Origin of the sequence: Nocardioides sp. zg-1228 (assembly GCF_017086465.1) — a bacterium.
Classification (GTDB): Bacteria; Actinomycetota; Actinomycetes; order Propionibacteriales; family Nocardioidaceae; genus Nocardioides.
Genome location: NZ_CP070961.1, coordinates 1,623,066 through 1,642,322, shown reverse-complemented (window position 1 = coordinate 1,642,322; position 19,257 = coordinate 1,623,066). Strand labels below are relative to the sequence as shown.

The window sequence follows — 19,257 nt, the reverse complement described above, 5'->3', positions numbered from 1 at the left end:
TGGCTGCTGTGTGCGGATCTGATGAACCGGTCGACGTTCATGAGCGGGTGGACTCGACGCTGCCGACCTGCGAGCTTCCACTTGGCTACCCGGCGCAGCGGTTTCGGAGAAGCGGTGCCGCGCCAGCTTGACTAGCGTCAATGGCACACGACTAAAGGGAATCACGATGAGCTACCAGGCTTACCTCGACGCTATCGAGAAGAAGACCCGCAAGACGCCCGAGGAGCTGTTGAGGGAGGCCGCTGCGCGCGGGTTCACTCCGCAGAGCAAGGCGGGCGATTTCGCGGCGTGGCTCAAGGACGACTACGACGTCGGCCGGGGACATGCGATGGCGCTGTTTGGCGTACTCAAGAATGGAGCGACGATCAGTGACAAGCACGTCAACAGCGGCACCACCCACTCCGATGCCTCCACCCAGCTGCGTTTGGACGGCGTCGACCGCCGCTGACGGGAGTCGTCGGCTCGGCGCACGCGCCGTCGGGCGCGTCATTGCGCCGCGACTACCGCACCCGGCGGATGCGAGGCCGTCCGAGGTAGCTTCTTCATTATTGGGGCAGAGCTGTCGACAGCCCGGGCAGCCCCTGGTAGTTCAATGCGCGCTCGTGAGCTACCCCGCACGCCGTCATTGACATTAGCCCCGCGCTGATCCTCAATCCGGCGAAACCCTTGTTCCCGCCGCCGAACCCAAGGCCAAGCCCTGCATCGAGCCCGCCGTGCGCCGCACCATTGAGCAGACGCCAGAACGGCTCGAAGGCTTCGGCGAGCAGATTGACTTCAGAGGTGAGGTATTCGCGCGTCAGTGAGGTCATCGATGGCCGTGGCTCGTCGCCGAACTGGCGCACATGCCCGGACTTGTCGAACTGCGCAGGGATGTCCAAACGTCTCGCCGTAGACAGGAGTGCCCCCTTGTTGTCACCCCTAATCGCGACGCTGTCGCGGCGCAGAGAATGCAACGCGTCGTTGAGGGCGCGGGAAGCTCGCGTCTGCGGTTCTACATCGGGGTCAAGGACGGCCACAGCTCGGGCACTCGCCTCGCAGCAACCTCGAGCAAGCGCGCTCAACGCAATGTCGATCCCGTCCAACGGCAGCAGTGCCGCCATGCCGCGCAGATGGTGCCGTGCGGCCTCTAGGAGGCCGGCGCTAACGAACGCGGGCAAGATGCTGTCGATGTCTGCGGTGCGGGCGCACCACGCCCGATCGAGGTCGTACAGGTTGCCCGGCGTTCGATCCCCGCGCGCAATGGCAAGCTTGTGATGAAACTCCGCGAGGTCGAGATGCCTCTCAATCAGAACGGCCACTTGCGCAGGGTCACCGACGAAGTCCCTCCACTGCTGGCCGCCTGGCTGCTGCCACTCCTGTCATCCTGTTTATCCACCCGCTCAATATGACGGCCCCAGGTCGTGACATCAGCACAACACCCAGGTCCGACTGGGCGCAGGGCGGCCGTGTGCGCCCGCCGAGTCGCTCTCGTCGAACGACTTGCGCCGTTTTGGAGGCGAGGGGTAGACCCGCGTCCTTCCGCCGCGTGTCGGCGCCGGGAGAACATCCGGATCTGATGGGCGGACCACTACCTGTCGAAGGGTCCCGGCACCGAATCCACTCGCTGGGGAGCTCAGCCAAACAGCTCGCCCAGCCAATGCTCCTTCTTCTTGCCGCGGTACCCGCTGGACCCCTCCGAGCGACGGTCACGATCGTCGGAGGTGGCTCGCGTGGGGTTCTGCACATCGCGGGCCGGTGCGGCGGGGGGTACGGCGGAACGCGACGCCTCCGCCTCCGCACGTTCGAGGATCTTGTCGAGCTCACCACGGTCGAGCCATACGCCCCGGCATTCCGGGCAGTAGTCGATCTCCACGCTGGCGCGCTCGCTCATGACCAGAGTCGTTGAATCGTTGGGGCACTTCATGGGAATCCTCCTTGGCACGGACAACTTCACTCAGACTAGGTCGGCATTGCGCGAGCAACGGCTCCGCTCCTCACACGCGTGGACCACCTCGCCTGGATCGGCCGCGACAGTGGCGTCACTCTGCCGCCTGACGGCGCCCTCGCAAACACCCCGGTCATGCGATGTCCGGATGACATAAGGCAGGTCTCAATGCCTTCGGCGGCTTCGATCTGGGCCTCCCGTCTGCCGAGCCACCGCGACCACGTTCTCGGCGGCAGTTCCTTGCGAAGATGCTCGGAGCCGCCGCCGCGATATCGTCGTCACAAGGTCATGCGCCTACTCAGGTTGGTCCTGCTGCCTGTGTTCGTCTTCGCGGCCATGCTGGTGCCTGTGGGCCCAGGGCCGGCGTACGCGTGTTCATGTGCGTACCAGCACACCGCTGACTTCGTGGAAGGTGCTGACGAGATCTTCGCGGGCACCCTGGTCAGCATGGCGGACCCACCGGAGCACGACGTCATGAGCAGCGCCGACCAGATCACCTACACCGTGGCAGTCGACGCGGTCTATCAAGGCGATGTCGCCTCTACCACCGTGTTCGAGTCACCCATATCCGGTGCTTCGTGCGGTCTGGAGGGAATGGTTGTCGACCGTCGCTACCTAGTTTTCGTGAGCACGGATGGCTCGGGCCGGACTGCGAGCCTTTGTGGCGGCACGGCGCCTGCTACGCCTGGACGGGTGAACGCCGTCGAACGGCTGACAGGAGCACCCGCGCAACCCGCGGTCGGGATGGACGATGCAGCAGCGGCGTCGGGAGGTGTGGCTGGAGCCACCGATGACGATGAGCCTGCACAGCCGGCCATCTCGCGGTGGACCATCAGCACCGCCGGCATCATCGGGGTTGCTGCGCTGCTGGGCGCAGGTCTCCAACTGCGTCGCCGCGCGACCCAAGGCGGAGCGCGCCAACGCTGATGCCCTGGGTTGGGCCCAGCGGGCGGGGGTCATGGACTTGCGGATCTCCCGCGACGATTGCGTCTTATCGCCGTCTGTACCGGTGGTTCCCTGCGTCTGGGCGACATCACGACTCGAGGACAGAAGCGGGTCTAATCGAGGGACTCCCACAGGCCGTTCTCGACCTCGCCACGGGAAAACGACTCTGCCCAACCCGCCCGGTGCGCGGCGTTGGCCTGGAACCGAGCCGGCAACTGGTTCTGCAGGTTGTACACGTCGCCCCTGGCGAAGATGTCGTCCGCGGCCGCGTTGACCTCCGAGCTCGTGCCCGTCAGGGCCGTCAAGAAGCCCTTGGGCTGGCCAGTGCCGGACCCGGTGGACGCGGTCGCCTGCAGCTGGTCGGCGGCGTCTCGCAGGACGGCTGACAGCTCTTCGGTGAACCGGGCCGGGTCCATGCCGACTTCGAAGCTGTAGGGCACGAACACGTCACCGAAGTGCACCGGGATCGGCTGGTCGTCGATCGTCGGGGATTCGTCCGCGGCTTGGGCGGCCTCGGCCTTCCACTCCGCGGTCGCGCCGGCCGACGTGATGCCCGTCCAGCCCTCGGTCGCGGTCTGCACCACCCGGGCGACCTGCCGCAGCGGGTTGATGCTTCCCGACCAAGGGCCCGGTCCGCCACTACCGGCCTGCCACCAGGCAGGTCCTTCGGCCGTGACCCGCGGGCCTTGACCATGACCTTGAGCTCGGCCATGGACCTGTTCCCTTCGTTCGCCCGCGACCAAGATCGGCGGCGGTGCTTCTCGCTCTGGGTCAGGTGCTTGACGGCGACGCGGATGGAGTAGGCAATGGCCTGCCGGCTCGGACGCGGTGAATGCGTGGGAAACTCCGGCGAGCTCCACGGTGTCGTTCGCTCCGGCTCGCTCGGCCATGAACCTCGATACGACCTACATCATCCCAGCCTCTATCCGACCGGCCCCGATTCGCCGCCGCTGCTCAGCTCGCGATCTGAACAGCGGCGGCGACTTCGGCCACAACAGCATCCCGGCGTCAGTCCGAGAGCCGCCCGGCGGCGTGGTTTGCAGCGATGTAGCCAAACACCAGACCTTGGGCGATCGTCGCACCCGGTCCGGGGTAGACCCGGCCGAAGGCGTTGCCGGCCGCGTTACCAGCGGCGTACAGGCCCTCGATGACCGATCCGTCTGGGCGCAGGGCGCGGGCGAACTCGTCGGCCTTCACGCCGCCGCAGGTGCCCAGGTCGCCAGGGACGACCTTGACCGCGTAGAACGGGCCCTGGTCGATCGGACCCAGGCACGGGTTCGGCTTGACGGCGGGGTCGCCGTAGTAGCGGTCATAGGCGCTGTCGCCGCGGCCGAAGTCGTCATCGTGCCCCGTGGCACACAGGGTATTGAAGCGTTGGACGCTCTGAGGCAGCGCCGGCATGCCCATCTCCGCGGCCAATTTCTCCAATGAGTCGGCCTTCTTGACAACGCCGGCGTCGTACCACTCCTGCGGGAAGGACTGGCGCGGGAAGATCGAGCCGCCGAAGACGTACCGGTTGCGGTAGCGCTGGTCGAAGACCATCCACACCGGCAGATCCTGGCGGAGCAGTTCCTTGCCGGCCGACATGTAGTTGACGGCCTCATTCATGAAGCGCTCGCCGGCCTGGTTGACGATGATCTGGCCCGGCAGTGAACGCTCGGCCAGCAGCGTGCCGGGCATGGGGCCGGGAATCGGCACCGCCGGGAACCACCAGGCCTCCTCCATGAAGGCCAGGTCCGCGCCCACATCCTGGGCGGCGATGGTGATCGCGTCGCCGGTGTTCGCCGGGTTGCCCAACGCCCAGTCGGTGTCGAGCTTCTCGGACTGGTACGCGTGTCGCATCGCCTCATTGCGGTCGAAACCGCCCGCCGACAGGATCACGCCGCGCTTCGCCCGGACACTGATGTCCTTGCCGTCACGATGCACCACCACGCCGACGACGCGGTCGTCCTCGACGAGCAGCTCCTTCAGGGGCGAGTCAAGCCACACCGGGATGTTCCGGTCCCGGACCCCGGCGTACAGCCCTGCGGCCAAAGCACCGCCACCGGCGATGTACTCCCGGCGAATGGCCAGGCCGCCGACGCCCATGCCCAGTAGGCGCGCCGCGACGGCGATGCCGCGCGGGGTCCGGGCGACCAGGTTGAGCCACTTGTAACTGCTGCCGGTCACCGGCATCGGGAACGGCGCTTCCAGCGCGGGCGGACGCAACTTGTCACGGTCGGTACCCAGCTTGCGGGCGTTGAAGGGTTTTGGCTCCATGGCCCGCCCGACGGCCGACCCTCCCGGGAGCTCCGGGAAGTAGTCGGCGTAGTTGGCCATGTGGCCGAACTTCAGCGGCGTCAAGCGGCGCAACGCATTCACCGCCTCGGCCCCATGAGACAGGAACGACTTCCAGCGCGCTTCGGGTGCTTCCCCGCCCGTGACCGCAGTGAGGTACTCAGTCGCCTGAGACATCGAGTCCGGCGCTCCGGCCTCGGCCAGCATCGAGTTGCACGGCACCCAGAAACCACCCCCCGACAGGGCAGTCGACCCGCCCACATACTCCGACTTCTCCACGAGCAGCACCGACATGCCTGCCTCGGCCGCCGCCAGCGCGGCGAGCATCCCTGTTCCCGTCCCAACGACCACGATGTCGAACGACTTGTTGTCCATCTCACACTCCCTTGTTTCGCAAATCTAACCACATGGCAGGTTTTCGCAGCGCCGAACCCGCCTACATCCCGCGAGTGGCGTGGCCGTGAGAGATAGTGGAGCCGTGACGAGGGTGGTGCGCGGGCCGTACAAGGTCGGATTGGCGAAACGAGCCGCGATCCTCGACGCGGCGCTGGAGGAGTTCTCGCGAGCGGGTTTCGAGGTCGCTTCACTACGGGCCATCGCCGCTCGGGTCGGGATCACCCACGCCGGCCTGCAGCACCACTTCGCGTCCAAGGACGACCTTCTGCTGGGCGTGCTCATCGCTCAGGAGGACGCCGACCGCCAGTTCTTCGACGAGGGCGCCCTGCTAGACATTGACGACCTCATCAGTGCGTACGCACGCGTCGCTGAGCGCCGCCGCTCCACCCCTGCCTGGACCCGGCTATGGATCAGCCTCAAGCTGAACGTCGCTGCGCAACCCGACCACGTCGCTGCCGACTTCGTCCGTCAGCGCGTCGCGGCATGGGATCAGGAACTGACCGAAGTGCTGAGTCGGGCTCAGAGCACCGGTGTCATCGCAGCCGACGTCGACTGCGTCGAGGCCGCCCGCGGCCTGCTCACCCTCCACGAGGGCCTGATGATCCGACAGATGCTCGACCCGAGCACCGACGTGGACAGCCCACTGCTCTGGACGCTGACCCAACTCCGCGCAAGCGCCCGTGAGTAGGCGGGTCTGCTGTACGAACCGCTGTCAGCTCGACGAAGGAGCCTGAGTGCCAGCCGTCTGGGGACCGCGACGCCAACATCGGGTGGGTGCGCTCCCCCGCTCAAAGCGCCCCTTAAAGCGGTCGCCGGCCAACATGCAATAGGGAGCGTGCAGGCAACTCGCGCACGCGGCGCCCGCCGGCGCGGTCAACCGGCCCGAGGCAGCCTGTCACCGGATCGCGCAGCAGACCCGAACGGCCGAACGGGCGTCCTCGAACTAGGTGAGTGACTCGGCGACCGCCCCGGTCTGGACGCCATGCAACTGTGCTGATCATGGACCCAGCTCCGAGTCACACCGAGCGCCGCCCGGCACACGGGACCCTTCGCTCGCACAGGACGACGACGGCAAGGACCGGCAGCCAGAGGTAGCCCGGCCAGAACGCCAGCCGCTCGAACAGACCACCGAGCTCGGCGCTGCCGGTGCGCGCCAGAAACGCGACCAGTCCGACGAGCGAGACCGCCCCGGCCACCAGCGCCGACCCCGACACCCCGCGTCGGTGGCGCAGGACGTAGGCGATGACGAGCAGGGCCAACGACTGCGCCACGAACGCTGGCAGCGCCACGAGACTGTGCAGGTCCAGGTCCTGGTCGAGCGGTACCAGCCCGGTCGCGACCGAGCTGAGCCCCGTGATGACCCACAACCCCACCGAGGTTGTAGCCGCAGCGCCCTTGGGGAGCCACCCTCGCAGCAGCACCGCACCAATAGCGAGCAGCAGGCCGAATACGATGAACGCACCGTTCACCAGCGGGTGCAGCGGTGAGCACACCGGGACGTCGCCGTAGGGGTAGGCGATGGTGGTGCACGTGGTCGCACCGAGGTCACTGATGGTGTTGTCGAGCAGGCTGTATGGAGCCGTGGCGGCCGCGGCGGCGATGAGCTCACAGACCACGTACAGAGGCTGAGGCACCCACATCAGTGCCCCGGCCGGGGCACGAGTCGATGAGGTGGCCGGCATCGTGGGAGTTGCGGTCATGGTGTGCGTCCTCCTGACGGGACGGTCCGATCGGCGCGAAGGACCTGGATGGTCAGCTGGTCGGCGTGCGTCGTCTGCGTCGCCACGCGAGCAGAACGACGAGACCGTAGATCACCACGCCGGCGGTGACCCCCGCAACGACCCATCCGATCTCCGACGCAGACCCGGTTCATGTCCGCACTCGCGCGTGAGGCGTTCCCCTCAGCGGGGGGGCGCCACTGCTAGCCCAGGAGGACGGTTGGGCCAGCAGTGGAGAAGGCGCGCACCGAGCGCACGTCCGCACAACCGTTGAACGGGGCACGGGCACAGGGCGCAGGTGTGAGTGACGACCATGGTCGGACCCGAGATGTGCCCCGGCACGTATGTCGGGACGCCGAGCGTGTCACCGCGGGGGCGCATAACGGCGGACGCCTAGACGGTATGGATTGACCGGCTCGTCCTGAGTTGGTCGTTGAACGCAGCCGGGATCCGCCGCGAGGTCGTGGCGCCGTCGAAGCTGCAACGGCCCAGCGGCGACAGGGTCAAGACCGACGCCAAGGACATCACCGCGGTGAGCGTTCCCAGCGTCGGCCAAGAGGCCGCACGTGACCTGGTCCGCGCCCGCGAGGACGCCCGGGGTGACCTGATGCCGGCCCGGCACCGGTCGTCGAAGCTCTTGCTGCGCCAGGGTTACGTCTACTCCGGCGCGAAGGCGTGAACCGGCGCCCACGACGTGTGGCTGCGCCGCGCCGGCGCCCAACTGGACTCCGCCGCGACCAGGCTGACCTTCGAGTCCGACTACGACGCCGTGCTCCACGTGAAGGCATGCCGCGACCGCCTCGACGACGCGATCACCACCACGGCCGCAGACTGCGAAGCTCACCCCGGTGCTGCGGCGGCTGGGCTGCCTGCGCGGAATCGGGCCCCTGACCGGGCTCGCGTTGGCGGGCGAGGTCGGCGACTGGGACCGATTCACCGGCAAGACCATCGGCTCGTTCATCGGGCTGGTGCCCAGCGAGTACTCCTCGGGCCAGTCACGGGTCCAGGGGTCGATCACCAAGACCGGCAACACCCACCTGCGGCGCCTGCTGGTCGAAGCCGCGTGGCACCACCGGCCCGCCTACCGCATCGGCAAGACCATGCGGGACCGGTGGGAGCTTGCCGGGCCTGCTGCTCGCGCCCGCTGCGACGAGGGCAACCGGCGACTCCACCACCGCTGGAGCACCATGCGCGCACGACCCAAGAGGCACACGATCGCCAACGTCGCGATCGCCCGCGAGCTGGCCGGCTGGTGCTGGTCGCTGGCCGTCCTCGAAGAATGAGGACCGATCCCTGAACTGCTTCGTCGACCCAGGCCCGCTGGCAGCAGCGCGAGGAGCGACCCGCGACACAGCTATGAGCAGCACCGAGAGCCACACCAGTGATCGGCGCGACGCTCGACCCTAGACACGCGATCCGCTCCAGCCGAACGGCCCGTCCTGCGGTAACCAACCCGCGCATATCAGCCTGACCGTGCGTCGCCAACGACACGCGACCAGCCGCCACACCCCGACGAAGCACGAGGCGCCCGCCCCACCATCAGTGGGACGGGCGCCTCAACCTGCCCTTGACAAGAGGTGCCTACATATCAGCTGACCGCCTGCCTTGCATTGGCCCCTGCGCGTGCGGGTGCCTACCTCTGGGTGCTGCACGTCACCCAGGATGCCGCAAGACGCGAGCGGAGGTGCTGGCACCGACGGTGTCGGCTCGGGACGAGTCAAGCGCTTGGCGTCTTGGAACGTAGGAACGAGGTCCGCGGTAGCCCGTCCGAGCCCCGAGTCGGGTATTCGCAGACCGGCGCACTCCCGAGGATCGTCGTCCTGCCAGCGCCGCTGGGTCCAATGATGCCGAAGATCTCCCTTCGTCAACGGTGAAGGAGACGTCGTTGACGGCAACGTGCTGTCCGTACAGCTTGTACAGATTTCGGACTTCCAAATGCCATCATGCGCGAAGTTGAGGGCCACCGAACCCCGTCACATCGACTGCAGCCTCTGAGCTTGGGTTGGTTCGTGCCTCCACCGTTCGGTGGGTGGGGCTGCATCGCAGTCCCGGGTCATCTCTTAGGCGAGCAGGGCGTAAAGCGCTGCGCGGTGGGCCCGGTAGGCACGATCGCCTGGGCGCGTCATGGTGTACGTCGTGGCCGAGCCCGGTCCGCGCCCGCGCTTGTTGACTTTGACGTAACCAGCCGACTCCAGCGCAGACATTTGTTTGGACAGGTCCGAGTCGGTCAGGTCGAGTTGTTCTTTGAGGAACCGGAATGTGGCGTACTCGGTGTTCGCCAGCACGGCCATCGCTATGAGCCGCTTCGGTGCGTGTAAGACAGGGTCGAGGTCGCCCAGGCTCATGGCAGCCGCTCCCGCACGACGGCCGCCGCACGCTCGTAGCGGGCTTGGAACAGCCGCAGGCCCACGGTCACCAGAGCGAACGCGGCACCGGACGCTGCCGGGACCCCGGCCAACCACATCACGCCCGCCACAAGGACGGCGATGCCCACCGCTCCGATGGCGTAGCACCGGTACTCCCGCCGGATCTCCGGCGGAGGAGTGCCACGACCGGGCATGGGGAAGGCATCGTACCGCCGGGCACACCACCCCACGAACGCGCCGACGCCGGCGGCGAGCGTGATCATCGCCAAAACGAAGGCGAACTCGCTCTCGCTCCAGAACGCGAATGCTCCCACATAGGCGGCGAACCACACGCCAAAGAGTGGTGGCACCCACCAAGGCGAAGGCCGCATCCGGATGTAGGGCGCCGCCTCGCCGCGCTCCAGCTCACGGATGCGCTCCAACGGCCCCAAAGAACTTTCCATAGGCGCAAGCATAAGAGAAGTTGCCATTTATGCAAGTAACATTCCGGGAGTCGCCCCCGGATGCGAGGGCGAGCCCGGGGGCGCGGCTAGCAGCTCAGCGCTCCGCTGGGTCTTGCTGTCACCAGAGGATGCAGCAGTCCCTCCGGCCTACTACCGGCGGTTCGGTTTCGTGCCGGCGAGTGAACTTGGACTGGCCCCCCAGACGTCGGCTACGGCGACGAGTTCCAGGTCGGTCCTCAAATGGGGCTTACATCCGCGGGCGCTCCCAGTTCACGGCCCCCCGCTCGCCTCTAATGACCAACGGTGCCGCCGGTCATCGAGTCGCTGGTCGCGCCGCGGTCCGCGACGGGTCGGGCGCGCGCGGGGCCTTCAATGTGCGTTGCTCCTGAACGGGCCGCATGCGCCGAGCCAACGTGGGCGGCTCCGCACCGTGACGCTGCGGCCGAGCGTCCCGGTCGGGAGGCGCTGGTGACAAGAAGTTCGGCTGTTGTTGCATACACCGCACACCCGGGGGGTACCCCCCGCTGTCCCCAACAGCCCAGCAACGGCGATCACGGGGCATCCAAATCAGGACACCAACATGTCGCACCACGTCTCCTCGTTCCATTTCGCCGGTCCCGATCACCTCATCGCACCCGCTGAGCTGGACCTAGCCGCTGTCCCCGACCTCGTGCGCTCCGTCCAGCAGGCGCATCGCAACGCCACCGGTCGGTGCCTGACCGTGGATCTGTCCGGGGTCGTGCGGATGGACCCACGCCTGGTCCGCTCGCTCACCTGGGCCAGCCGATTCACACGATGCCACGGAGGACGGATGCGGATCGTCCCACCCCGAACCGGTGTCCTGACCCCGCTTGCAACACTGGCGTTGCTACGCCACTGCGCGCCCACAGTCGTACCTCGGCACGCCCAGCTGCTCGACGTCGCTTAGCGCGTCACGCGGACCAGACCCTACTGACCTCTTCGGAGTGCTTCCTCCGCTTGAAGAACGGCTTCTCCATGAGCCTGGTGACCACCGAGTCCGGCCACCCATACATTGACCCCCATAGGGCGCCGAGGCGACCGTGGCGGCACGACGAGCATCGCCCATGCGGCAACTCCGAAGATCGATCCTGCTGATACCGCCGCGAGTCGGCTCGACGGTTCAAGGCGCGGGTTTTCCTCGACGCAGGTCCCGGGGAATCACGGACCGATCCGTTGCAATCGCGTGCATGTGCTGTGCCAGCGCCGGGGTCAACGGTCGCGTAGTCTGGAGTCAGAACCGCCCACGGACCCGAGACCGTGGGCGGTTCTTTCATGCCCGGCGGAGAACTTCAGCATCCGTCCAGCACAGCGCCGCTTCAGGCAGGGCATCATCTGTGCTCAGGGCACGCAGCGCCTCCCGCGACGCATCGGCAGGTGCGTCCTCACACCGCCGCCTTCGAGCTACTCAGCGGACGGCGCCGTGACCTATACCCGAGCCGCACGCGCTGGCACCTTGTCCCGCGGTCATACACCCACGCAGGTTGCAGCTCGAGCCCCAGTGCAGACCGACGCCTGGCGGACCAACGGCGAGTAGCGATGTCGATCTGTGCGCCGGCCGTTCGACGTACGGGTGACACCACTCTGGAGGAGCCATGCGCGACGTGACCCTGTACGCCCTGCTGTCCTTGGACGGAGTCGCGGAGGAGCCGGGCGACTGGATGTTCGAGGCGGACGAGACCGTGTTCCGCAACCTCGCTGACGTCATCGGGGTCCAGGACGACGTCGTCCTCGGCCGCGGTACGTACGACTACTGGGCCGACTACTGGCCGACGTCGGACGTGCAACCGTTCGCAGACTTCATCAACACGACCATCAAACACGTCGTGACCTCACATCCCCTGGACAAGGGCTGGGAGCAGTCGGTCGTCGTCGACTCCCCGCTCCCGTCCTACGTCAGACGGCTGAAGGCAGGGTCGGGAGGCGACATCGGCGTCCATGGCAGCATCGCCGTCGCCCAGACTCTGCTGGCCGAGGACCTGGTGGATCGTCTCGAGCTCGTCGTCGTCCCGACGTTGGCCGGCTCTGGGCGGCGTCTCTTCGAGGACGGCTCAGATCCCCTCAGACTGACCCTGGCGCGGGCTGAATCGTCGCCGACCGGTTGCGTGTTCCTGAGCTACCGGCGTCCTTCGTCCGATTGAGCTCAGACGCGCTACCGGGAGATCACGACCTTCAGCGCCTTGGTCTCCGCCGCCCGGCCGAAGGTGTCGTACGCGTCCATCATCTCGTCGAGCGTGAAGTGGTGGGTCGCGAACTTCTCGACCGCCAGCTTGTGCTGGGCCACCAGCTTCAGGAGCATCGGTGTGGTCGAGGTGCTGACCAGGCCCGTGGTGATGGTGAGGTCCATGATCCACAGGTCCTGCAGCTGCAGCTCCACGGGTGATCCGTGCACGCCCACGTTGGCGATGGAGCCACCGGGTCGGACGATCGTGGTGCAGGCGTCGAACGTCGCCGGGATGCCGACGGCCTCGATCGCCACGTCGACGCCGAGCCCGTCGGTCATCGCGAGCACCTGCTCACGCCAGTCCGCGCTGCCGCTGTCGACGGTGTCGGTCGCCCCGAAGCCCAACGCCTGTTCCAGCCGGTTGGCGTCGAGGTCGAGCGCGATGATCCGGGCCGCGCCGTAGAGCGTGGCGGTCATCATCGCGGCCAGTCCGATCGGCCCGGAGCCGACCACCGCGACCACGTCGCCGGGCTTCACCCGGCCATACCTGACACCGATCTCGAACGAGGTCGGGATGATGTCGGACAGCATGACCGCGGCCTCGTCGCTCACCCCGTCGGGCAGCTTGTAGACGGAGTTGTCCGCGAACGGCACCCGGACCAGCTCGGCCTGGGTGCCGTCGATCAGGTGACCGAAGATCCAACCGATGCCGCTGGCGCCCTCCTCGGCCAGGCAGTGCGCGTAGAGGCCCTGGTGACAGTACGAGCAGGCGCCGCACGCGCTGACGCACGAGAGCAGCACGCGGTCGCCGACGGCCACCGTGGACACCGCCGAGCCCACCTCGGTGACGGTGCCGACGCCCTCGTGGCCGAGGATCCGACCGTCGGTCACCGCCGGCACGTCCCCCTTGAGGATGTGCAGGTCCGTGCCGCAGATCGTGGTCGTGTCGATCCGCACGATGATGTCGGTGGGTTGCTGGATCTGGGGATCGGGAACGTCCTCCCAAGCCTTGTTGCCCGGACCGTGGTAGACCAGTGCCTTCATCTGTCCTCCTGATGTGCGTCGGCTGCCCGGTGGCGATCGCGAGCTCAGCTGCTCGATCCACGGGTGGTCGCTCCACTGGGGGCAGATCGCGGGGCTTCCGGCGATCGAGCGTGGATTTCGACGGTACGCCGCACCCGGACTCCGCGCACGAGGCGTATGGCCCCGGTCTTCCGCGCGCCGCCGCCGAGCCCTACCGGGTCAGCCCTCGCAGCGACTCCCTACGCGGACGGCGCGTCGGCGACCTCACGCGCTCCTCGACCCTGCCGCTCGGCGCGCCGCTGCGCGCGGCGCTCCTTGCGCCGCTCGACGAGCACGTAGAGGGCCGGCACCAGGAGGAGGGTCAGGAACGTCGAGGACAGCAGGCCGCCGATGACCACGACCGCGAGCGGCTGGGAGATGAAGGCGCTGCCGCCGGTGACGCCGAACGCCATCGGGGTGAGGGCGAGGATCGTGGCGAGCGCGGTCATCACGATGGGACGTACGCGCTTCCCGCCGCCGTCGGCCAGCGCCTCGGCGATGCTGGCCCCAGCCTCGCGGCGCTGGTTGACGAGGTCGATGAGCACGATGGCGTTGGTGACCACGATGCCCACCAGCATGAGCGCGCCGATGAGCGACGGGACGCCGAGCGGGATGCCCGTGAGGACCAGCAGCAGCATCGCACCGGTGGCCGCGAACGGCACCGAGACGAGCAGGATCAGCGGCTGCACGAGCGACTTGAAGGTCGCCACCATGACGACGTAGACGATCGCGATGGCGATGAGGAGCGCGAGGCCGAGCTGGCCGAACGCCTCGGCCTGGTCCTCCGACACGCCGCCGATGGAGACGTCGGTGCCCTCGGGGAGGTCGAGGTCGTCGACCAGGGCCTGCACGTCGGCGGTCACCGAGCCGAGGTCGTCGGCCGCGGGCTCGGCGGTGATGGTGACCGTGCGCTCGCCGTCGGAGCGGGTGATCGCGGTCGCGACGTCCTGCTCGACCAGCTCGGCGACCTGTCCCAGCGAGGCGCCGTCGCCGACGGGCAGCTGCCGCAGCTCGGCGATCGAGCTCGGCCGCGGGCCGCCGACCACGACGACGTCGAGCTGCTCGCCGTCGATGGTGGCCTGGCCGACGGGCGGCTGCGACAGGGCCTGGGCCAGCACGCCACCGAGGAACCCTGAGGTGAGGCCGGCGGCCTCGGCCTCGGGGCGGGCCCGGACCGACAGCACCGGCTGGGCCGCTGCGGCGTCCGAGGTCACCGTGCCGATGCCGTCGACGCCCTCCAGCTCGGTGGCCACGATCTCGGCGGCCTCGCCGAGTCGGGACTGGTCGGTCGCGGTCACCACGAGCTCGAGCGCCGAGGCGAAGCCGGCGTCGCCGGCGGTGACGGTGACGTCGCCGGTGGCGTCGGCCAGGGCCGCCTCGATCCGCTCAGCGGCCGCCTCGCTGTCGGCGTCCTCCGCCAGCGTGAGGGCGAAGGTCGTCGCGCCGCCGCCGAAGATGGCGGCCACGCCCTCCCCGGTGCCGACGGTGCTCTGGACCGTCTCGACCTCGTCGTCCTCGACGAGGACCGATTCGACCTCCCGCGCTGCGGCGTCCTGCCGGTCGAGCGTGGCGCCGGGCTCGAGCTCCTGGGTCACCGTGAGGGTGTTCTGGCCGCTGCTGCCCAGGAAGTTGGTCTTGATGAAGGGGGTCAGCCCCAGCGTCGCCACCAGGACGACGACGGCGACACCGACGGTGCGCCACGGGCGGCGGACCACCCAGCGCACGGTGGGGTCGTACGCGCGGCGCAGCCACGAGCGCTCCTCCTTGGCCTCGGCGTCCGCCTGCACCCGTGCCGGGTCGACGACCGTGTCGGGGCTCTTGAGGAACCAGTAGGCCAGCACCGGGATGATCGTGAGCGACACCAGGAGCGAGGCCAGCAGGGCGAGCGCCACGGTGACGGCGAAGGGGCGGAACAGCTCGCCGACCTGGCCGCCGACGACGCCGATCGGCAGGAACACCGCGGCCGTGGCGATCGTCGAGGAGGTGATGGCACCGCCGACCTCGCGCACCGCGGTGGTGATCGCGGCGACCTTGGACTCCCCGTAGGACAGGTGTCGCTTGATGTTCTCGATCACCACGATCGAGTCGTCGACCACGCGGCCGATCGCGACGGTCAGCGCGCCGAGGGTGAGGATGTTGAGCGTGTAGCCGCCCAGCCGCAGGCCGATCAGCGTCACCAGGAGCGACAGCGGGATCGACAGGGCCGTGACGAGCGTGGACCGGACGGAGAAGAGGAACAGCAGGATCACCAGGACCGCGAAGAAGAGCCCGAGGGCGCCCTCGGTGGTCAGGTCCTCCACCGACTTCTCGATGAAGGGTGCCTGGTCGAAGGCGACGGAGAACTCGGCACCGTCGCCCAGGTCGTCCTCGAGCTCGGGGATGAGCTCGGCGACCGCGTGGGAGATGTCGACGGTGTTGCCGTCGGGCGTCTTGGTGATCGCAACGGCGAGGCTCGTCTCGCCGTTGGTGCGGGAGTACGACGTCGGCGTCGCCTGCGCGGTGCGCACCTCGGCCACCTCGCCGAGCGGTCGCGTACCGCCCTCGGGCAGCGACACCGGCACCCGGCGCAGCTCGGCGAGGGTCGTCGGCGTGGCGCCGACCTGGACCGACAGGCTCGACCCGGCGTCGTCGACGGTGCCGGCAGGCACGAGCGAGGCGTTGGTCGACAGCGCGTCGGACACGTCCGCGGCGCTCACTCCGAGTTGGCGGGCCGCGGGCGTCGGGGTGACCTCGACGCGGTCGGTGGGGGCACCGGTGACGTCGACCTGGCGGACGCCCTCGACGTCCTCGAGGGACGGCACGACGAGGCGGTCGATGCGCTCGGCGAGCTGCGCGGGGTCGGCGTCGGAGGTGACCGCGAGCTGCACCACGGGGAACTGGTCGAAGCTGCCGGCGAAGACGACCGGCTCGACGGACTCCGGCAGGCCCTGCGCACTGCTCATCGCGCTCTCGGCCTGCTGCTGGGCGCGCTGGAGGTCGGTGCCGTACTCGAGGGTGAGCAGGACCAGCGAGACGCCGCTCGACGACGTGGAGTCGACCTGCTCGAGCCCGTCGACCCCGGAGAGTGCCTGCTCGGCGGGCGCCGTGACCTCCTGCTCGACCGCCTCCGGGGAGGCGCCGGCGTAGGGCAGGACCACGCCCACGGCCGGGAACTCCAGGTTGGGGATCAGCTCCTGCTTCAGCGCCCCCGCGGACAGCACGCCGAAGATCGCCACCATGACCGTGGAGAGGGCGATGAGGGCTCGGTTGCGAAGCGAGAAGGACGCGAGATGACCCACGGGGTGCGGCTCCTGTGTCAGGGCGGACCGGAGGTCCACGAAATCGTTAGCGCGATGCTAACGATATGGTGGTGACCGTGAGCAATCGGGACGAGGACGTCCGCGAGGTGGAGGCGCTCTCCTGCCGGCTGCAGGAGGCCTTCGCCCACGTCCGGGTCGACGAGGTCGTCGCCACCGAGCTGTCGGTCCAGCAGCTCAAGGTGCTCATGCTCGTGCAGTACCGCGCCCCGATGACGGCCCACGCCGTCGCCGACGCCCTCTGCGTCAGCGCGGCGACCGTGTCGGGCCTCGTCTCGCGACTGGTGGCGGGCGGGTTCCTCGTCCAGGAGCCGGCCCCGGACGACCGGCGCGCCCTGCTCCTGCGTACGACCGCGGCGGGCAGCGAGGCGCTCGAGGACGTCGCCGCCATGCAGCTGCGGCACTGGCGCGACGTCGTGCCCGGGCTCACCGACGCCGAGGTCGCCGGCCTCCGGCTCGGGCTCGCCGGCATCGAGCGCGTGATGCGCGGCACCCCAGGCGGCACGCGCGAGGGGTGACGACCTCCTGACCGCGGGGACGCGTGCGTCAGGACGCGCCGCCTCGACCCCGATTGGGCGTCAGGACGCGCCGCCTCGACCCCGAAGAGGCGTCAGGACGCGCCGCCTCGACCCCCAAAGGCTGTCAGGACGCGCCGCCTCGACCCCTAAGAGGCGTCAGGACGCGCCGCCTCGCGGCGGCGGCGGACGAGCACCCAGCCGCCCACCCCGACCAGCACGATCAGGAGCAGGACGTCGGCCGCGAGCCCGATGTCGTGCTCGAGCGCGCGGTAGGACGCGCCGACCAGGTAGCCCCCGACCGCGACCGCGCTCGCCCAGAGGACGCCACCGACGACGTTGAAGACGGTGAACCTGAGCCGCGCCATCCCGATCGCGCCGGCGGCACCGGGCAGCAGCGCGCGCACGACCGCGATCCAGCGTCCCAGCGCCACCGCCAGGCCCCCGCGACGCCGGAGCAGGTCGTAGGTGCGGTCGATGTCCCCGGGCCGGACGACGTGGCCCAGCAGGCGTCCCGCGAGCCGACCACCGTGGCGCCGGCCGAGCTCGTACCCGGCCTGGTCGCCGATCAACGCGCCCGACGACGCGGTGAGGATCACCGCCCACAGCGGCAGCTCGCCCTCGTGGGCGACGACACCGCCGATGAGCACGGCGATCTCCCCCGGGATGAAGACCCCGACCATCAGACCGGCCTCCGCAGCGGGGAGCGCGAAGACCACGAGCAGCACCAGCCACGGCGGCAGTGCGACCAGTGCGTCGACGATGCCCGTCACGAGCCCCTCTCCCCTCACCCTGGCGCGAGGTCCGCGCGACCCGCCGGGTACCGGGCACGCTACGAGGACCCCAGCCCCTCGGACAGTGCCGAAGGACCAGTGGGTTCCGGGGCCGGTGTGCTCCGCCGGCCGGCCCCCGCAGCGACGAGCATGGCGGTGTGCCGGCCCTGACCCCTCGCACCGCCTGGGCGATCGCCGTCGTGTCGGTGGCCTGCCGCCTGGCGCTGCGGGGCACCCACGGCGACCTCGTGCCCGACGTCATCGACCTCGCCGTCTACCGCGCCGAGGGCATGGCGCTCCGGCACGGGTGGGACCTCTACGGCGCCCTGCCGGGGGTGCGCGGCCTGATGACCTACCCGCCGTTCGCCGCGATCGTCTTCTCCCCGGTGAGCCTCCTGCCGATGGGCGTCCTCGCCCCGGCGTCCGTGCTGGCCAACGTGGCGCTGCTGGCGGTGGTGGGCCACCTCTCGCTCCGTCTCGCCGGCACCGAGGGCCGCCGGCTGAGCACGGGCACGGCCGTCGTGACCGCGGTCGCCGTGTGGTGCGAGCCGGTGCAGTCCACGATCGCGCTCGGCCAGGTCGACCTGCTGGTCGTCGCCCTCGTCCTTGCCGACCTGACCGTGCTGCGCGGCACCCGGTGGGCCGGGGTGGGCACCGGTCTGGCCGCCGGGCTCAAGGTGACCCCCGCGATCGTCGTCGGCTACCTGCTGCTGGCCGGCCCCCGGCGGACCGGGGTGAGAGCCGCCGTGACGGCGCTCGGCACGGTGGCGCTCTCCGCGATCGTGGACCGGCAGGCGACGTGGGACTACTGGACGCGCCACCTCTACGACGACCGACGGGTCGGGAGTCCGGAGAGGATCACCAACCAGTCGGTCCGAGGATGGCTGGTCCGTGCCTTCGGTGAGCGCGATCTCGCGGGTTGGCAGCTCGCCACGACGATGGTGGCCGTCCTCGCCGTGCTGCTGGTCGGGACGTACGTGGCCATCCGGGCCGGGCGCGCCGGCGACGACCTGGGCGGCCTGGTGGCCATCGCCGCCACCGGGCTGATGGTCTCGCCGATCTCGTGGACCCATCACTGGGTCTGGTGCGTGCCGATGCTGGTGCTGGGCTGGCAGCGCTCCCGGCTGCTGCTCGTCACCGTGCTGGCGACCACCGCGACGTACGTCGTCCGACGGATCGACGACGACCGACCGGAGCTGTCGTGGGACGCGCTCCAGGTGGCGGCCTCCGGTCCCTACGTCGTGCTCGGGCTCGTGGCCCTGGCCGTCGTCGCGCGGGGCGTGCCGCTGGCCCGTCGTACGGCCGGGACCTCGCCGGCTCGCGCGGCCTGACGTCGCCTCAGCCGGGCAGGACCGACCGG

Annotated in this window: 18 protein-coding genes; 8 read left to right on the top strand and 10 right to left on the bottom strand. The window is 69.2% G+C overall.

The window, feature by feature from the left end:
- Nucleotides 1-166: 166 nt before the first annotated feature.
- Complete coding sequence (locus tag JX575_RS07900) at nucleotides 167-448, top strand: DUF4287 domain-containing protein (protein WP_186341902.1); 282 nt, start codon at nucleotides 167-169, stop codon at nucleotides 446-448.
- Nucleotides 449-545: 97 nt separating this feature from the next.
- On the opposite strand, the gene JX575_RS07895 is transcribed toward JX575_RS07900, so the two are convergent.
- Together JX575_RS07895 and JX575_RS07890 are read right to left on the bottom strand one after the other, a co-directional pair.
- Nucleotides 546-1,298, bottom strand: a complete 753-nt coding sequence (locus tag JX575_RS07895) for a hypothetical protein (RefSeq protein ID WP_186341901.1) — start codon at nucleotides 1,296-1,298, stop codon at nucleotides 546-548.
- Between the two features lie 314 nt (nucleotides 1,299-1,612).
- Nucleotides 1,613-1,903 (bottom strand): zf-TFIIB domain-containing protein, encoded by a 291-nt coding sequence (locus JX575_RS07890; protein ID WP_186341900.1) that lies wholly within the window; start codon nucleotides 1,901-1,903, stop codon nucleotides 1,613-1,615.
- Nucleotides 1,904-2,329: 426 nt separating this feature from the next.
- On the opposite strand from JX575_RS07890, the gene JX575_RS07885 reads away from it, so the two are divergent.
- Nucleotides 2,330-2,851 carry a hypothetical protein gene (locus JX575_RS07885; protein WP_186341899.1) on the top strand — a complete coding sequence of 174 codons (522 nt, stop codon included), beginning with the start codon at nucleotides 2,330-2,332 and terminating at the stop codon, nucleotides 2,849-2,851.
- 131 nt (nucleotides 2,852-2,982) lie between these two features.
- Here the strand turns inward: JX575_RS07885 and JX575_RS19795 are convergent, their stop codons facing one another.
- Nucleotides 2,983-3,759, bottom strand: coding sequence for a phage major capsid protein (locus tag JX575_RS19795; protein WP_260988909.1), 777 nt, complete (start codon nucleotides 3,757-3,759; stop codon nucleotides 2,983-2,985).
- 118 nt (nucleotides 3,760-3,877) lie between these two features.
- Complete coding sequence (locus JX575_RS07875) at nucleotides 3,878-5,521, bottom strand: FAD-binding protein (RefSeq protein ID WP_186341897.1); 1,644 nt, start codon at nucleotides 5,519-5,521, stop codon at nucleotides 3,878-3,880.
- A gap of 103 nt (nucleotides 5,522-5,624) precedes the next feature.
- On the opposite strand from JX575_RS07875, the gene JX575_RS07870 reads away from it, so the two are divergent.
- Nucleotides 5,625-6,230, top strand: coding sequence for a TetR/AcrR family transcriptional regulator (locus JX575_RS07870; RefSeq protein ID WP_186341896.1), 606 nt, complete (start codon nucleotides 5,625-5,627; stop codon nucleotides 6,228-6,230).
- A 328-nt stretch (nucleotides 6,231-6,558) separates the two neighbouring features.
- Here the strand turns inward: JX575_RS07870 and JX575_RS07865 are convergent, their stop codons facing one another.
- Nucleotides 6,559-7,158, bottom strand: a complete 600-nt coding sequence (locus JX575_RS07865; protein WP_186341895.1) for a DUF998 domain-containing protein — start codon at nucleotides 7,156-7,158, stop codon at nucleotides 6,559-6,561.
- Nucleotides 7,159-7,693: 535 nt separating this feature from the next.
- Here JX575_RS07865 and JX575_RS07860 point away from each other — a divergent pair.
- Both JX575_RS07860 and JX575_RS07855 read left to right on the top strand, forming a co-directional pair.
- Nucleotides 7,694-7,939: a hypothetical protein gene (locus JX575_RS07860; RefSeq protein WP_206054556.1), complete on the top strand. Its 246-nt coding sequence runs from the start codon at nucleotides 7,694-7,696 to the stop codon at nucleotides 7,937-7,939.
- A 169-nt stretch (nucleotides 7,940-8,108) separates the two neighbouring features.
- Nucleotides 8,109-8,543, top strand: coding sequence for a transposase (locus tag JX575_RS07855; protein WP_206054555.1), 435 nt, complete (start codon nucleotides 8,109-8,111; stop codon nucleotides 8,541-8,543).
- A 777-nt stretch (nucleotides 8,544-9,320) separates the two neighbouring features.
- Here the strand turns inward: JX575_RS07855 and JX575_RS07850 are convergent.
- A complete protein-coding gene (locus tag JX575_RS07850; RefSeq protein ID WP_186341894.1) occupies nucleotides 9,321-9,605 on the bottom strand; it encodes a transcriptional regulator in 285 nt (94 codons plus the stop codon).
- Nucleotides 9,602-10,048, bottom strand: coding sequence for a hypothetical protein (locus tag JX575_RS07845; protein ID WP_186341893.1), 447 nt, complete (start codon nucleotides 10,046-10,048; stop codon nucleotides 9,602-9,604). The genes JX575_RS07850 and JX575_RS07845 overlap by 4 nt, the downstream gene beginning before the upstream one ends.
- A gap of 1,634 nt (nucleotides 10,049-11,682) precedes the next feature.
- Here JX575_RS07845 and JX575_RS07835 point away from each other — a divergent pair.
- Nucleotides 11,683-12,228, top strand: a complete 546-nt coding sequence (locus tag JX575_RS07835) for a dihydrofolate reductase family protein (protein WP_186341891.1) — start codon at nucleotides 11,683-11,685, stop codon at nucleotides 12,226-12,228.
- Between the two features lie 11 nt (nucleotides 12,229-12,239).
- Here JX575_RS07835 and JX575_RS07830 read toward each other — a convergent pair whose 3' ends face one another.
- Together JX575_RS07830 and JX575_RS07825 are read right to left on the bottom strand one after the other, a co-directional pair.
- On the bottom strand, nucleotides 12,240-13,295 hold the full coding sequence (locus JX575_RS07830) for a zinc-dependent alcohol dehydrogenase family protein (RefSeq protein WP_186341890.1): 1,056 nt from the start codon (nucleotides 13,293-13,295) through the stop codon (nucleotides 12,240-12,242).
- 218 nt (nucleotides 13,296-13,513) lie between these two features.
- Nucleotides 13,514-16,591 (bottom strand): efflux RND transporter permease subunit, encoded by a 3,078-nt coding sequence (locus JX575_RS07825; protein ID WP_186341889.1) that lies wholly within the window; start codon nucleotides 16,589-16,591, stop codon nucleotides 13,514-13,516.
- 77 nt (nucleotides 16,592-16,668) lie between these two features.
- On the opposite strand from JX575_RS07825, the gene JX575_RS07820 reads away from it, so the two are divergent.
- Nucleotides 16,669-17,127, top strand: a complete 459-nt coding sequence (locus JX575_RS07820; RefSeq protein WP_186341888.1) for a MarR family transcriptional regulator — start codon at nucleotides 16,669-16,671, stop codon at nucleotides 17,125-17,127.
- A 146-nt stretch (nucleotides 17,128-17,273) separates the two neighbouring features.
- Here the strand turns inward: JX575_RS07820 and JX575_RS07815 are convergent, their stop codons facing one another.
- Nucleotides 17,274-17,897 carry a DedA family protein gene (locus tag JX575_RS07815; RefSeq protein WP_206054554.1) on the bottom strand — a complete coding sequence of 208 codons (624 nt, stop codon included), beginning with the start codon at nucleotides 17,895-17,897 and terminating at the stop codon, nucleotides 17,274-17,276.
- Between the two features lie 158 nt (nucleotides 17,898-18,055).
- Here JX575_RS07815 and JX575_RS07810 point away from each other — a divergent pair, with 158 nt between their 5' ends.
- On the top strand, nucleotides 18,056-19,228 hold the full coding sequence (locus JX575_RS07810) for a glycosyltransferase 87 family protein (protein WP_186341887.1): 1,173 nt from the start codon (nucleotides 18,056-18,058) through the stop codon (nucleotides 19,226-19,228).
- Nucleotides 19,229-19,257 lie beyond the last annotated feature (29 nt).